The organism is Kurthia sp. FSL E2-0154 (assembly GCF_038003625.1).
Lineage (GTDB): Bacteria > Bacillota > Bacilli > Bacillales_A > Planococcaceae > Kurthia > Kurthia gibsonii.
Window position 1 is genome coordinate 1585525 of record NZ_JBBOPO010000001.1, and the last position, 15647, is coordinate 1601171.

General features: G+C 37.3%; 13 protein-coding genes. All 13 read right to left on the reverse strand.

What is annotated here, in order from left to right:
• Nucleotides 1-3 precede the first annotated feature (3 nt).
• The 13 genes from polA to MHB75_RS07860 all read right to left on the reverse strand — a co-directional run bounded on the left by polA (nt 4) and on the right by MHB75_RS07860 (nt 15640).
• Nucleotides 4-2631 carry a DNA polymerase I gene (gene polA / locus MHB75_RS07800; RefSeq protein WP_340996917.1) on the reverse strand — a complete coding sequence of 876 codons (2628 nt, stop codon included), beginning with the start codon at nt 2629-2631 and terminating at the stop codon, nt 4-6.
• Between the two features lie 218 nt (nt 2632-2849).
• Nucleotides 2850-4388: a two-component system histidine kinase PnpS gene (gene pnpS / locus MHB75_RS07805; protein ID WP_141274802.1), complete on the reverse strand. Its 1539-nt coding sequence runs from the start codon at nt 4386-4388 to the stop codon at nt 2850-2852.
• Nucleotides 4385-5116, reverse strand: a complete 732-nt coding sequence (locus MHB75_RS07810; RefSeq protein ID WP_340996920.1) for a response regulator transcription factor — start codon at nt 5114-5116, stop codon at nt 4385-4387. The genes pnpS and MHB75_RS07810 overlap by 4 nt, the downstream gene beginning before the upstream one ends.
• 62 nt (nt 5117-5178) lie before the next feature.
• Entirely contained in the window at nt 5179-5619 is a 441-nt protein-coding gene (locus MHB75_RS07815; RefSeq protein WP_340996921.1) for a MaoC/PaaZ C-terminal domain-containing protein, read from the reverse strand.
• 148 nt (nt 5620-5767) lie between these two features.
• Complete coding sequence (mdh, locus tag MHB75_RS07820) at nt 5768-6706, reverse strand: malate dehydrogenase (protein WP_087680401.1); 939 nt, start codon at nt 6704-6706, stop codon at nt 5768-5770.
• Between the two features lie 198 nt (nt 6707-6904).
• On the reverse strand, nt 6905-8167 hold the full coding sequence (gene icd, locus MHB75_RS07825; RefSeq protein ID WP_068451948.1) for an NADP-dependent isocitrate dehydrogenase: 1263 nt from the start codon (nt 8165-8167) through the stop codon (nt 6905-6907).
• A 99-nt stretch (nt 8168-8266) separates the two neighbouring features.
• Entirely contained in the window at nt 8267-9382 is a 1116-nt protein-coding gene (gene citZ / locus MHB75_RS07830; RefSeq protein ID WP_340996926.1) for a citrate synthase, read from the reverse strand.
• Between the two features lie 442 nt (nt 9383-9824).
• Nucleotides 9825-10220, reverse strand: coding sequence for an FxsA family protein (locus tag MHB75_RS07835; protein ID WP_141273737.1), 396 nt, complete (start codon nt 10218-10220; stop codon nt 9825-9827).
• A gap of 35 nt (nt 10221-10255) precedes the next feature.
• On the reverse strand, nt 10256-12016 hold the full coding sequence (gene pyk, locus MHB75_RS07840; RefSeq protein ID WP_340996928.1) for a pyruvate kinase: 1761 nt from the start codon (nt 12014-12016) through the stop codon (nt 10256-10258).
• Nucleotides 12017-12037: 21 nt separating this feature from the next.
• On the reverse strand, nt 12038-12994 hold the full coding sequence (pfkA, locus tag MHB75_RS07845; RefSeq protein ID WP_141273739.1) for a 6-phosphofructokinase: 957 nt from the start codon (nt 12992-12994) through the stop codon (nt 12038-12040).
• Nucleotides 12995-13179: 185 nt separating this feature from the next.
• Nucleotides 13180-14133 carry an acetyl-CoA carboxylase carboxyl transferase subunit alpha gene (gene accA / locus MHB75_RS07850; RefSeq protein ID WP_340996933.1) on the reverse strand — a complete coding sequence of 318 codons (954 nt, stop codon included), beginning with the start codon at nt 14131-14133 and terminating at the stop codon, nt 13180-13182.
• A gap of 2 nt (nt 14134-14135) precedes the next feature.
• Complete coding sequence (gene accD, locus MHB75_RS07855; RefSeq protein WP_141273741.1) at nt 14136-14990, reverse strand: acetyl-CoA carboxylase, carboxyltransferase subunit beta; 855 nt, start codon at nt 14988-14990, stop codon at nt 14136-14138.
• A complete protein-coding gene (locus tag MHB75_RS07860; protein WP_340996937.1) occupies nt 14987-15640 on the reverse strand; it encodes a FadR/GntR family transcriptional regulator in 654 nt (217 codons plus the stop codon). The genes accD and MHB75_RS07860 overlap by 4 nt, the downstream gene beginning before the upstream one ends.
• Nucleotides 15641-15647 lie beyond the last annotated feature (7 nt).

Consider the following 15647-nt stretch of genomic DNA (forward strand, 5'->3'; position numbering starts at 1 on the left):
TTCCTATTTCGCATCGTACCATGTATAACCAGCAGAATAATCTGCACGTAGTGGCACATCTAACTTCACGGTATTTGCCATCACTTCTGGTACGAGCTTTTCTAAAATTGCAATTTCTTCTTCTGGTGCTTCAAAAATCAATTCATCATGTACTTGTAATAACATTTTTGCCTGTAATTGATGCTCTTTTAAAGCAGCATCCATATCAATCATCGCTTTTTTAATAATATCTGCTGCGCTACCTTGAATTGGTGTATTCATCGCTGTACGCTCAGCAAAACTACGTAAATTGAAGTTACTTGATTTTAAATCAGGTAAGTAACGTCTACGGTTTAATAGTGTTGTAACATAACCCTTTTCTTTCGCCACCTTTACCATATTATCCATATATGTTTTAACACCTGGGAAACTAGCAAAGTAGCGTTCAATAAATTCTGCTGCTTCTTTTCTTGAGATATCTAAGTTTTGAGATAAACCGTAGTCACTGATTCCATAGACAATCCCAAAGTTAACTGCTTTCGCCGCACGTCGCATAGACGAAGTAACTTTATCTTCTGCTACATGGAATACGTTCATTGCTGTATTCGTATGGATATCTAATCCGTTTAAGAAAGCTTGCATCAAGTTCTCATCTTGTGACATATGCGCGAGTACACGTAACTCAATTTGTGAATAGTCGGCTGCGAATAGTTGCCACCCTTCCGTTTCAGGCACAAAGGCTTTACGAATTTTACGCCCTTCTTCTAAACGAATCGGGATGTTTTGTAAGTTGGGATCAGTTGAACTTAGACGGCCTGTTGCAGTTAAAGCTTGTTGATAGCGTGTATGAATCTTATGGTCATCTTCATGAATTTCTTTCATTAACCCTTCAATATAAGTCGATTGTAACTTCCCTAATTGACGGTATTGTAAGATGTGTTCGATAATTTCATGTTCAGGTGCTAGCTTTTCTAAAACATCTGCTGCAGTTGAATAACCTGTTTTCGTCTTTTTAATAACTGGTAATTGAAGTTTTTCAAATAGTACAACACCTAATTGTTTAGGTGAATTAATATTGAATTTTGTTCCTGCAAGCGTATAAATTGTCGCCTCAATTGCCTGTAGTTTTTCTGTTAATTCTTCACCCATGTCAGCTAATGTCTCTTTATTAACGCGAATACCACATGTCTCCATCTTCCCTAGAATATGTGCAAGTGGTAGTTCAATATCTGTATATAAATCATATTGTTCATTCTCTTTTAGCTTCGAAAGCAATGGTTCGCGCGTCGTATAAACGGCTAACGCTTGGCGACATACATGTTCTGCTAATACTTCTTCTGATGGTACTGCTCGTTTTGCACCTTTACCATAAATTGATTCTTCTGTTTGCACATTTGTATAGTTGTATGCACGTGAAACAGAAGCAATATCTTCAGAGGCAAAAGCTGGATCATCAATGTATGCCGCTAATAATAAATCGAATTCAACGCCTTTTAATTCAATTTGATCACGCGCAAATGCAACTTGATGTTTTTTCAAATCAAATACATATTTTTTCTTTGTTTCATCTTGTAAATAAGCTTTTACTTCTTCAGATTGAAGTACATCTTCATATGCCATATAGTAAGCTGTTGTGTCCGTTACAAACGCAAGTCCAAGTGCTTTCGATGTATGATAATGCGCATTCTCCATCTCTAAATGAATCGCCATACCATCTACAAGCTGTTCAGCAGTTAAATTCGAAACAATTTGATGTTCGAGTAAAGCTGTTTCCTGTGCTTCCGATTCATATTCGCTTTTTTCAAGTAATGTTTTAAAATCAAGCTCTTGCCATAAAGCGAATAGGGCTTCTACATCTGGACCTTCCCAGCCAAGTTCATCTACTGTCACTTCAATTGGTGCATTCACTTCAATCGTCGCAAGTTGTTTGCTCATTTTTGCTTGTTCTTCATTTGCAACCAATTTCTCTTGTAACTTTGCACCCTTCACCTCTGTGACATGCGCATAAATATCTTCTACTGTTGGATATTCTTTCAACAGTTTAATCGCTGTCTTTTCACCTACACCTGGCACACCCGGAATATTATCAGATGAATCGCCCATAAGACCTTTCATATCAGTAATCTGTTCAGGTGTTAAGCCATACTTTTCTAAAATATGCGCTGGCGTATAGTGTTCGATATCCGTCATACCTTTACGCGTTATGTAGACGGTTGTTTTGTCTGTTGCTAGCTGCGTTAAATCTTTATCGCCTGAGATAATAACCACTTGCATATCTGCCTGTTCTGCTTGTTTCGCAAGTGTGCCAATGATATCGTCTGCTTCATACATTTCTAATTCATATTGCTTCATATTATAAGCCGCTACGAGTTTTCGCACATAAGGGAATTGTTCTGATAATTCTGGTGGTGTTTTTTGACGTCCACCTTTATATTCTGTGTACGTATTATGACGGAACGTTGTTTTCCCTGCATCAAATGCTACAAGCATATGCGTTGGTTGTTCTTCTGCTAGAATTTTTTGTAACATCGTTGTAAATCCATACACTGCATTCGTATGAATTCCCTGGTGGTTTGTTAATGGGGGTAAAGCAAAAAATGCACGATATGCTAAACTATTCCCGTCTAGCAACAGTAATTTTTTTTGTGTCATTCCCTCACACTCCTGTTCGTATTTTCTTCTTCTCTATTCTATCATGCTATGCAGTCAAAATAAAAAAAACGAAAGGAACTCACCTTTAGGGAAGGTTGAGTTTCTTTCGTATACAAGGGGTCTTTCTTTTTGGATTCATGTTATGAAGGGGGTTTCATATGTTTAGTATAGCAAGTTGTTATGAAGTTTCTATTAGCCTTTTGTAAATTCCATGTAAATTATGATGCTAACGGGATATAAATACGCATCGTCGTTCCCACACCTTCTTCACTTTTTACAATAATTCGACCATTATGTGCTTCAACTAAATGTTTTACGATTGCAAGCCCTAAACCCGTTCCACCTGAATTACGACTTCTCGCACGATCTACACGGTAGAATCGTTCAAAAATACGCGGAATTTCTGCTTGTTTAATACCGATTCCTTGATCGGCGATTTCGACTACGCCATATTCACCATGTGTTAGTACTTTCAAGTCAATTCGTTTGTCAGGTTTCGAATAGGAAACTGCATTCGCAAGTAAATTTACAACAATTTGTGTGAGACGATTCGCATCTCCAAGTACACGAACCTCCCCTTCTTCTTCTAAATGTACATCCATATTCTTCTCTTCAATTTGAATATGCGCCATTTCCATCGCACTTTTTACAATCGCATTGAAAGAAGTCGGTGCTACATCAACTTTGAATCCTTCTTTTTCAATTTTCGACAGCTCTAATAAGTCCTGGACAAGCATTTGCAGTCGATTACTTTCTTTATACATAATCTCTAAAAAAGATAATAATGTTTCTTCATCTTTGTAAGCGCCATCTAGAAGTGTTTCTGAGAAGCCTTTAATCGATGTAATCGGTGTTCTTAGCTCATGTGACACATTCGCAACGAAGTCTTTTCGCACTTGTTCTAAGTTCTTCAGTTCTGTAATATCGTGCATGACAATTACAACACCAAGCCAATGACCATGCGCTCCAATAACTGGCGCACCATACACTTCCATATGTTTAATTTGTTGATGAACAGTTATTTCAATTTGCCTACGATATGGTGTTTCCGTCATAAAAACATGATCGACAAACTCTTCTAAATTTTCATCAACACCAAGTTCTCGAAAAACATGTTTTTTTACGTCTTCATGATTTTTATTAAATAGTTTTAAAAAACCATCATTCACAACCGAGATTTCACCTTCTCGCCCAATCATAATCAAGGCACTTCCCATATTATTAATAAGGGTTTTGAGACGCTCTTGTTCAATCTCACGAATCATTGTCATATCTTGTAAATTACGCGCTAAAACATTAATCGACTTGCTAAGTGCTGTTGTGGCTACATCAGAAGATTCATATGCACGTGCACGATAATTCCCTTGCGCTAATTCTAAAGCGGTTTGCGTTACATGCTCAACAGATAACGATAGCTTCTTTAAAAGTCGATTCGTTGTGAACATGAGTAAGACGAACGCGATAAATAGAACAATAATGAGAATGAGCCAAAAATGCCAACGTGTTGTAATTAAATCATTTGATAAGAAACTATCTGGAAGTTGCTTCACTAGCTCTTGTTGCTGTTTATCCGTAATCGGAATTTTTTCAGAAGTAAAATAGTCACTTAAATGTTGCTGTGCTTCTTGTAAATTAGAACGCACTGTATTTTCCATATAAACAGGAAAAAGCTGGCCTAATACAAAGCCAAGACCAGCTAAAATTGCGGCATACAAGCACGCAAATGCAATTAATAGGCGTACTTTTAATGTATTCATGACCCTTTAGGCTCCTCAAACTTATAACCTAAACCACGAATCGTTTTAATATATTTCGGTTTACGACTATTTTCTTCGATTTGATCGCGTAAATGGCTAATATGCACGTCTACAATACGTGTATCCCCTGCAAAATCATAATGCCAAACGGCACTTAATAATTGATCTCTCGTTAACACACGGTTTTTATTCTCTAATAGATAAACTAGTAGTTCGAATTCTTTCGGTGTGAATTCAAGCTCTTTATTGTCTAATGATGCTTCAAAACGTTCAGGATATACGCTAAGCGGGCCAATATGATACATTTTTTCAGAATCAGAAAGTTTTTCTTTTTCATCATTTGTTTGTGCAGATTCTACTACTTTTGAACGTCGTAAAACTGCCTTCACACGTGCAATCACTTCACGCGGACTGAATGGCTTCGTCATATAATCGTCTGCACCGAGTTCTAAACCTAATACTTTATCAAATTCATCATCTTTTGCTGTTAACATAATGATTGGTGTATCAATTTTTTGAATGCGTAACTCTTTACACACTTCCATACCATCTCTCTTTGGTAGCATGAGGTCTAGTAAGATCAAGTTTGGGCGATGTTCGATTGCTTTTTGAAGCCCTTCTTCACCGTCATTCGCAATCATTACCTCATACCCTGCTTGCTTAAGATTGTACTGTAATAAAGTCGCAATCGATAGTTCATCTTCTACTACTAAGATTGTGTTTGTCATGTTTATGCCTCCGCTAATGTATTGAAACCCCCATTTCAAACATTCGTGCATATCATATAATCTTACAATTTAGGTGGTATAACGTGTACAGCACCAGATACAACAATCTGTTCTTCGTTATTTTTTCCTTCTACTTGTAAATGTAATTCATTCATTTCTGCATTCTTTGCTACTACTTTTAACGATAGATGTAACGTTTCGTAGTGATGCAATGGTTTAGGATAAAGTAGTGAAATAGCTGATATATACGAACCAGGTCCAGGCATGTATTTGGAAATCGCAGATGTTACAATACCCGATAACATAATAACTGGTACAACAGGCTTTTCATATGTAGTAAGTGCTGCATATTCCTGCTGGATATATAGCGGGTTCTGATCATTCGTTAATCCTAAATATAACAATAAATCTTTACTCTCAATATTTTCTGTGATTTGCAGAGATGTGCCAACATCGATTTGATCGAATGTTTTACCCACTTTATAATCTTTGCTTAGTAACACAGAATTCCCCCTTTGTAATCTACCATATATTTATAGTATCAAGAATTGTATGAAAAATCGAGTTGTATTCGTAAAAGAAACAGGACTTTTATAATTTTCAAAATAAAAGAGGAACGCCGCTTCCGCAACATCCCTCTTTTTATATTTATTACACTAGCGCTTTCATTACATCACGAACAGCTTCTGCTGAATAATCGAGCGCTGTTTTTTCTTCTTCCGTTAGTTCAAGTTCATAAATTTTCTCAATTCCATTACTACCAAGTAATGTTGGAACACCTAAATATAAATCTTCGTAACCATACTCACCTTCTAAATAAGCAATAGATGGTAAAATACGACGTTGGTCTTTGATAATCGCTTCTGCCATTTCAACCATAGCAGCGGCTGGTGCATAATAAGCTGACCCATCACCTAATAAATTCACAATCTCTGCTCCACCTGTACGTGTACGGTTGACGATTTCTGTCAGACGTTCTTTTGGAATTAATGTTTCAAGCGGAATCCCCCCAGCAAAAGAGTAACGCGTTAAAGGAACCATTGTATCTCCATGACCTCCTAATACGAAGCCAGATACATCTTTAACAGATACATTTAATTCTTCTGCTACAAATGCGCGGAAACGGGCTGTATCAAGTACACCCGATTGACCAATTACGCGATTTTTCGGGAAACCTGTTTCTTTAAAAATCGTATATGTCATCGCATCAACAGGATTTGTTAAAACAATAATGACAGCATTTGGTGCATGTTTTACAATTTCTTTCGCAACAGATTTCATAACACCTTGATTAATTTGAACTAAATCATCGCGACTCATTCCTGGCTTACGTGCCACACCTGCAGTAATTAAGACCACATCTGAACCTTCAATACGCGCGTAATCTGACGTCCCTGTTACACGTGCATCAAAATTCTGAACCGGTGATGCCTCGTACATATCAAGTGCCTTCCCTTTAGTTGGGTTTTCTACTTTCGGAAGATCGACAATCACAACATCTGCTAATTCTTTTTGTGCAATTAAAAATGCAGCCGTTGCTCCTGTATAACCACTACCAATAACAGCAATCTTTTTACGTTTTAAAGACATGTGTAAAACACTCCTCATACTTTTCTTATTTTCGTTGGGTGACGAATACCTTTATTATACTTCATTCCCTCTTTTTATACCCTTCAAAAACGGAAAACAATCACTAATCCTTTTAGATATGTCACGATTTTGTAAATTACATAAAAAAAGACCCGTTAGAATCAAATGATCCCAACGGGTTATAAAAGCCTTTAAAGATTAAAGGTTTTTGATTAGTTCATCAGCGAACTCTGAACATTTCACTTCTGTAGCACCGTCCATTAGACGAGCGAAGTCGTAAGTTACAACTTTAGAAGAGATTGTTTTTTCTACTGAGTTAGTAATTAAGTCAGCAGCTTCTTGCCATCCTAAGTGTTCAAGCATTAATACGCCTGAAAGTAATACTGAAGATGGGTTTACTTTATCTTGACCAGCATATTTCGGAGCAGTACCGTGAGTAGCTTCGAAGATCGCGTGACCAGTTACATAGTTAATGTTAGCTCCTGGAGCGATACCGATACCACCAACTTGTGCAGCAAGTGCATCTGAAATGTAGTCACCGTTTAAGTTCATTGTTGCAACAACGTCGAACTCATTTGGACGAGTAAGGATTTGTTGTAAGAAGATATCAGCGATTGAATCTTTTACAATGATTTTGCCAGCAGCTTCTGCTTCAGCTTGCGCTTTATCAGCAGCTTCTTTACCTTCAGCTTCTACGATTGCATCGTATTGAGCCCAAGTAAATACTTGATCGCCGAATTCGTTAGCAGCTAAATCGTAACCCCATTGTTTGAATCCACCTTCAGTGAATTTCATGATGTTACCTTTGTGAACTAATGTTACAGAAGGTTTTTTGTGTTCGATTGCATAGTTGATTGCAGCACGAACTAAACGTTCTGTACCTTCTTTAGAAACTGGTTTAATACCTAAACCTGAAGTTTCTGGGAAACGAATTTTGTTAACGCCTAATTCATTTTGTAAGAAGTTTAATAGTTTCTTTTGCTCATCTGAACCAGCTTTGTACTCGATACCAGCATAGATATCTTCTGTGTTTTCACGGAAGATTACCATGTCAACATCTTCTGGTTTTTTAACAGGTGAAGGAACACCGTCAAAGTGACGAACAGGACGTAAGCATACATATAAGTCAAGAGTTTGACGTAATGCTACGTTTAATGAACGGATACCGCCACCGATTGGTGTAGTAAGTGGACCTTTGATTGCGATTAAGTATTCGTTAATTTTGTCTAAAGTTTCTTGTGGTAACCATTCGCCTGTTTGGTTGAATGCTTTTTCACCAGCTAAAACTTCTAACCATTCGATTTTCTTTTCACCATTGTAAGCTTTGTTTACTGCAGCGTCGATAACGCGTGAAGCAGCGTGCCAGATATCAGGACCGATACCGTCACCGATGATGAATGGGATTGTTGGATTGTTTGGTACGTTTAAAACACCATTTTCTACTACGATTTTTTCAGACATGAATTGCGCCTCCTACTATATTCATAATCATAGGGCTAGTGCTATAACAGCCCCGCCCTATGACTTTTATATTATAACATAACAATCAAGAAGTCAGTATTATCTTTCTTCAATTGCTACGTATGTTTGCATTCCTGGTCCAACATACTCGGCACGTGGACGGATTAAACGGTTGTTAGCATATTGTTCTAAGATATGAGCTACCCAACCAGAAGTACGAGATACTGCAAATACTGGTGTGAATAGGTCATGTTCGATACCTAAAGAGTCGTAAACTGACGCTGAGAAGAAGTCAACGTTAGCTGGAAGACCTTTTTGAGTTACAATCATGTCATGGATTTTAACTGACATATCATATAGTTCTGGTTTACCAGTTAATTTTGTTAATTTTTCAGACATTGCACGTAAGTGTGGTGCACGTGGGTCACCTTTACGGTATACGCGGTGTCCGAAGCCCATGATTTTTTCTTTGTTATCTAATTTAGTTTGAATATATGTTTCAACGTTATCAACTGAACCGATTTCGCTTAACATTTTCATAACTTGCTCATTTGCACCACCGTGTAATGGACCTTTAAGAGCGCCGATTGCAGCAGTAACACCAGAGTAAACATCAGATAATGTAGCAACACATACACGTGCAGTGAATGTAGATGCATTTAATTCGTGGTCAGCGTGTAAGATTAAAGCTTTATCGAACGCTTCGATTTCGATTGGAGCTGGCTCTTCACCTTTTAGCATGTATAAGAAGTTTGCAGCGTAACCAAGTTCTGGTTTTGGATCAATTGGTTCTTGACCGTTACGAACACGTGCAAAAGTTGTAACAACTGTAGCAATTTTCGCTTGTAGACGAATTGCTTTGCGGTAATTCGCTTCTGGTTCCATAACATCTGCTTCATCATCAAAAGTACCTAACATTGATACAGCTGTACGAAGAGCTGCCATTGGATGTACTGTTTTTAGAGGCATAGATTTGAATAATTCAACGATTGCTGAAGGAATTTCCATGTTATCAGCTAATTGTTGTTTTAGTTCAGCTAACTCGTCAGCTTTTGGAAGACGTGTATGCCATAATAAGAAAACTACCTCTTCAAATGTTGCATTGTTTGTTAAGTCATCGATGTTGTAACCTACATAAGTTAATGTGTCATCGATAATCGAACTAATCTTCGTTTCTGCAGCTACGATACCTTCTAAACCTTTAGTTGATGCCATAATATATCTCTCCTTTTTACATTTCTCTTTGTAACCATTCCCTAAAACAGGAAAGGCTACCCCAAAAATATCATATGAACCTATAAGTAAATCGCTTACATAAAACATTATAATCAATTTTGACGGCTTTGTGAATGAAAAGACATCATTTTATGCAAACACCACTTTTTATAGTATTTTACATACATTAAACAGAAAAATGATGAATTTCAAAGCAGCTAAAAAGGTTTATTTTATTCTAAATTTTACTATTTTTTACTATTTTATTCTAAATACTCGGCAAAAATCGCGTTTTTATGTAAATAAAAGGGAATTTAAAACTTATAGCTAAAATCAAGTTGCTACTTTACATCAAAAAAACTGCCGCATAAATATCGTCTTTTTCAATTAAAAACGGAAATTAGAGGTCATATTACCCTACTAATTTCCGCTTTTTTACTCTTTATGCATCATGCGTGTATACTACTACGTTACTTGTTTGATATTTTTTCTTTAGCCAGCGAATCATCAGAGGTCTTAATGCATGACGAACTGGTTTTAAAATCAATAAGATGCCCAGTAAATCTGATAAGAACCCTGGCAAGATTAATAAAACACCTGCAACTAAAACGAAAATTCCATCAATAAGCGCAAAACCGGGTGGTTGCCCTTGTCGCATACTTTGTTGAAAAGATTGTTTTGCTTTTAGACCTTCTTTTTTGAGTAAATAAATACCCAAAGCACCCGTTAACAAGATACAAGCAATTGTCCACCATGCACCAATTAACTTACCTGATAGTAAAACGAATGCAATCTCGACAATCGGTACAAGTAATAGTATAAATAAAAATTTACGCATTATTTTTCCTCCTTCAATTGAAGGGCGACGCTATTTTAAAGAATGCTTGAATAGCCGTGATAAATCACACCTGAAGTGGCATCCATTGAAATTTCTTGATCTGATTTAATTAACTTTGTTGCGTCCTTCACTCCTACAATAACAGGAATACCAAGTGATAGTCCAACAACAGCCGCATGAGAAGTTAATCCACCTTCTTCGGTAATCAGTCCTGCACAATTTTCCACTGCTGGCATCATGTCACGATCTGAACCAATTGTGACAATAATACGTCCCGTCGTATCGACTGCATTTGCTTCTTCTGCATCTTTTACAACAATTGCTTGGCCATTCGCAACTGATTTACCGATTCCTTGACCTTTTGTTAAAATATCGCCAATTACATGTACTTTCATTAAGTTTGTTGTACCTGCTTGACCAACTGGTACACCTGCTGTAATGACAACTACATCGCCATACGAGACAAAATGATGTTTTAAACTTTCTTGAACTGCTAATTCTAAAATACCATCTGTATTACGTACTTTTTGTGCAACGATTGGCATAACACCCCAAACAAGAGCCAATTTACGCGCTGTAATCTCAGAAGAAGTTACTGCTACAACTGCTACACCTGGACGATATTTCGCAATTGTTTTCGCTGTATAACCACTCTCTGTTGGTGCTAAAATCGCAGATACCTGCAAATTAATTGACGTATATGCTACAGATTGTGCGATTGAATCGGTCATACTAATACCTTGTTCTTTACTTTGCGCGCGTACAATTGCTTTATGATCCAACGTATTTTCGATACGCTCTGCAATTTTCGCCATTGTTGTAACAGATTCTACAGGGTATAGACCTGCTGCTGTTTCACCTGAAAGCATAATTGCATCTGTACCATCTAAGATCGCGTTTGCTACATCAGATGCTTCAGCACGTGTTGGACGTGGGTTACGTTGCATCGAGTCTAGCATTTGTGTTGCTGTAATAACAGGTTTACCTAGTTTATTACATTTTTTAATTAAACTTTTTTGAACTACTGGTACTTCTTCAGCTGGGATTTCTACACCTAAGTCTCCACGCGCAACCATTAAACCATCTGAAACTTTTAAAATCTCGTCGATGTTATCTACGCCTTCTTGATTTTCAATCTTTGGAATGATTTGAATATGGCCAGCATCATTCGACTCAAGTAACGTACGAATTTCTAAAACATCTTTTGGACGACGAACGAATGAAGCTGCAATAAAATCAACTTTTTGTTCAATTCCGAATAAAATATCGCTTGCATCTTTCTCCGTAATACCTGGTAACTGTACAGATACGCCTGGTACGTTTACGCCTTTTTTATTTTTAAGTGTTCCTGCATTTTCAACGATTGTATGAATTAACCCTTTTTCTGAATCAATCGATGTTACACGTAATTCGATTAATCCATCGTCTAATAAAATAATCGAGCCTTCTGATACATCCTCAATTAATTTGTCATATGTGATTGAAAAGACTTCTTGGTTACCAAGTACTTCTGTCATTGAAATCGCAATTTTTTGACCTGTAACTAAATCAATTGCATCATTTTCCATTTGGTGTGTACGAATTTCAGGACCTTTTGTATCCAGTAAAATCGCGACGATCTTATTCATTTCTTCTGCTGCTTCGCGAATTGTTTTGATTCGTTCCGCATGTTCTTCATGACTACCATGTGAAAAGTTTAAACGCGCAACATTCATACCTGATGCAATTAATTTTTTTAATGTTTCTTTTGATTCACTTGCTGGACCAATTGTACAAACAATTTTAGTTTTTCTCATTACACGACCACTCCAATTTTATTAAATCGATAGTTCTTTCGATAACTTGTACATCTCGTTATCAAATTCAGGACTTTCTTCAAACACTTCATCAAAATCATGTGCGATAATTTCGTGATTACGCATACCAACAGCTTTTCCGCCGTTATTTTGTAATAGTAACTCCACTGCTTTTGCACCCATCTGAGAAGCTAATACACGATCTCTAGCTGTTGGGGAACCGCCTCGTTGGATATGTCCAAGTACAGATACACGTGTTTCAATTCCCATTTCAAGCAATTTCACCTGTAAATCTTGTCCTGACATCACACCTTCTGCCACAATAATAATACTATGTTTTTTACCGCGATCTCGACCACGTTTCAGACGTTCCGCCATATCTTTTAAATCATGCGGCTCTTCTGGTATTAAGATTGTTTCTGCTCCACCCGCTAATCCTGCCCAAAGCGCTAAATCACCTGCATCTCGTCCCATCACTTCAATAATAAAAGAACGATCATGGGATGTGGCAGTATCACGAATTTTATCAATGGCTTCAATGACCGTGTTAAGCGCTGTATCAAAACCAATCGTATAGTCTGTTCCTGCAATATCATTATCAATTGTTCCTGGAACACCGACACATGGAATCCCTCGCTTTGTTAATGCCTTCGCACCACGATAAGAACCATCACCGCCAATGACAACTAAGCCATCAATTTCATGTGCACGTAATTGTTCAATGGCTTTTAATTGTCCCGCTTCTTCTTTGAATTCAAGACAACGTGCTGAATAAAGCATTGTTCCGCCACGTTGGATAATATCACCAACATCACCACGTTCTAACGGCTTTATATTTCCATCAATTAAGCCTTGATATCCATGAAAAATACCAGCAACTTCTAAACCATGATAAATCGCTTTACGTACGACTGCTCGAATTGCGGCATTCATACCAGGTGAATCGCCACCACTCGTTAAGACTCCGATTTTTTTCATGTCTTCCCCTCCTGCAAGTTTTTACACTTTACACAATAGCATAATGAATACAGATTAAGCAGCTATGTGTTGAAAGAATGAGGCTGTTACGATGAATATACTCTATTCTTCGAAACAGCCCTCCTCTTTATTTATACCCTATCATAACTGCTAAATCTTACTTTGGAAATATATTTTACAAATTTTTATTGTTCGAACGAGCCAATCACACGGAATTTATCATAGCGTTGGTTCACTAATTGTTCTTTCGAGAAGTCCTTAAAGTCTTGTAGCCCTTGACGAATTGATGCTGCGACAAATTCTGCCTGCTCCTCTGGGTTTTTATGTGCCCCACCTAAAACTTCAGGAATAATTTCATCGATTACAGCCATTTCTTTTAAGTTAGGAGCTGTAATTCGCATTGCTTCTGCCGCATCTTTTGCAAGTGAAGCATCCTTCCATAAAATCGATGCCGCACCTTCTGGTGAAATAACTGAGAATGTTGAGTTTTCAAGCATGTAAATGCGATTAGCTACACTAATACCAAGCGCACCACCACTACCGCCTTCTCCAATTACAACAGATAAAACAGGAACGGTTAAACCAGCCATCTCAACCAAGTTACGTGCAATTGCTTCACTTTGTCCACGTTCTTCAGCTGCTTTGCCAGGGTAAGCTCCCTTCGTATCAACAAAACAAATAATTGGTCGGTTGAATTTTTCTGCCTGTTTCATTAAGCGAAGCGCTTTACGGTAACCTTCTGGATGCGGCATACCAAAATTACGACGAATGTTTTCTTTTGTTGCCTTACCTCTTTGGTGTCCTATGACAGTTACAGCTTGTCCATCAATACTTGCAATTCCACCGATTAAAGCTTCATCATCTCCGTAGTTTCGATCACCATGAAGTTCGATAAAATCATCAAAGATGGCGTGAATGTAATCTAAGCTTGTTGGACGCATAGTGTGACGTGCAATTTGAACACGATCCCAAGGTTCTAAGTTTGAATAAATCTCTTTTTGAAGTGTTTCAAACTTCGTTTCAAGATGCTTAATTTCTTCTGTAAAATCAATGTCAGCGCTCTCCGTTACTGATTTTAACTCAGCAATTTTAGCTTGTAGTTCAATTAATGGTTTTTCAAATGGTAATGTTTGTTCCATGATTAGTTGTCTCCCTTCGTGTGTAAACGAACAATCGTACTTAATGTATCTTTCATCTCATGTCGAGGGACAATTTTATCTAATTGACCATGCTTTAATAAAAACTCTGCTGTTTGGAAATCATCCGGCAATTTTTCACGTACAGTCTGTTCAATAACACGACGACCTGCAAAGCCGATTAACGCTTGTGGTTCAGCTAAATTGATATCACCAACAGATGCAAAACTCGCTGATACGCCACCTGTCGTTGGGTGTGTCATAACCGATACATATAACTGACCTTCACGACTATGTTTTTCAAGTGCTACAGATGTTTTCGCCATTTGCATTAGCGATAATGCACCTTCTTGCATGCGTGCGCCACCACTTGCAGTAAAGATAATAAATGGTACTTTTAATTCCGTTGCTTTTTCAATCGCACGTGTAATTTTTTCACCGACTACTGACCCCATTGATCCCATACGGAAGAACGAATCCATAACTGCTAACACAATCGTTTGACCATCAATTTGGCCGATACCTGTTAACACTGCTTCATTCAAACCAGTCTTCGCTTGGTCTACTTGTACTTTTTCAACGTATCCTGGGAAGCCAAGTGGATTCGTTGTTTTTAAATTATCATCAATTGATTGGAATGTACCTTCGTCAATCACTAGATTCATTCGTTGTTGTGAATTGATTTTGTTATGATAATTACATTTTGGACAAACATATAAGTTCTTCTGTAATTCTTTTGTAACCATTACATGCTTACATTCTGAACATTGATGCATAACACCTGCTTTAATATCATGTTGAACCTGTGCTTTTTTTACTTTATTCGGTTTTGTTTTTGAAAATATATTTTTTATACTCATTCCATATTCTCCCCTTCAGTTAACAAATCAATCCATACCTCATAGGCCTGAACCGCCTGAGCAGGATTCCCTGCAATTAATTCACTTATAAACGTCACTAATATTTCTCGTTCCGCTGGAGTCGATTGTCCTCGATACGGTGATTTACCGAATTGATTTAAAATCATCCAAATTTTAAATACTAATCGATTATGTGATGATACCATCAATTCTCGAACTAAAATTTCTCGTTCAATTTGACCTTCAATAATTAACATATGTAGTAAACTTTCCCACACAGGTAATTTACAAAGCTTTTCGTCTGTTGCAACTTCAACAATCGCATCGCGCTCTAAAATTTGTTGTGTGTGATGAACATTTACTAAATCTTTTTCTTCTTGTAAAACAAATGTAGATAATACTTCTACTAATTTATGATTTCTAAAATCGGATAGGAACGTGCCACCACCATGTTTGGTTTCAATTAAGCCTAGCAGCTCCATACTTCGTAAAGCCTCACGTACAGAAGATCGCCCAACACCTAGTCTTTCTGCCAATACACGTTCTGAAGGCAGTTTATCACCTGGTCCAATTTCTTCAATTCGAATAATTTCTCGAAGTTCTTTCACTATTTGAATAAATCTTTTTGGCGCAGACTTCTCTACATTCATCGCTTCA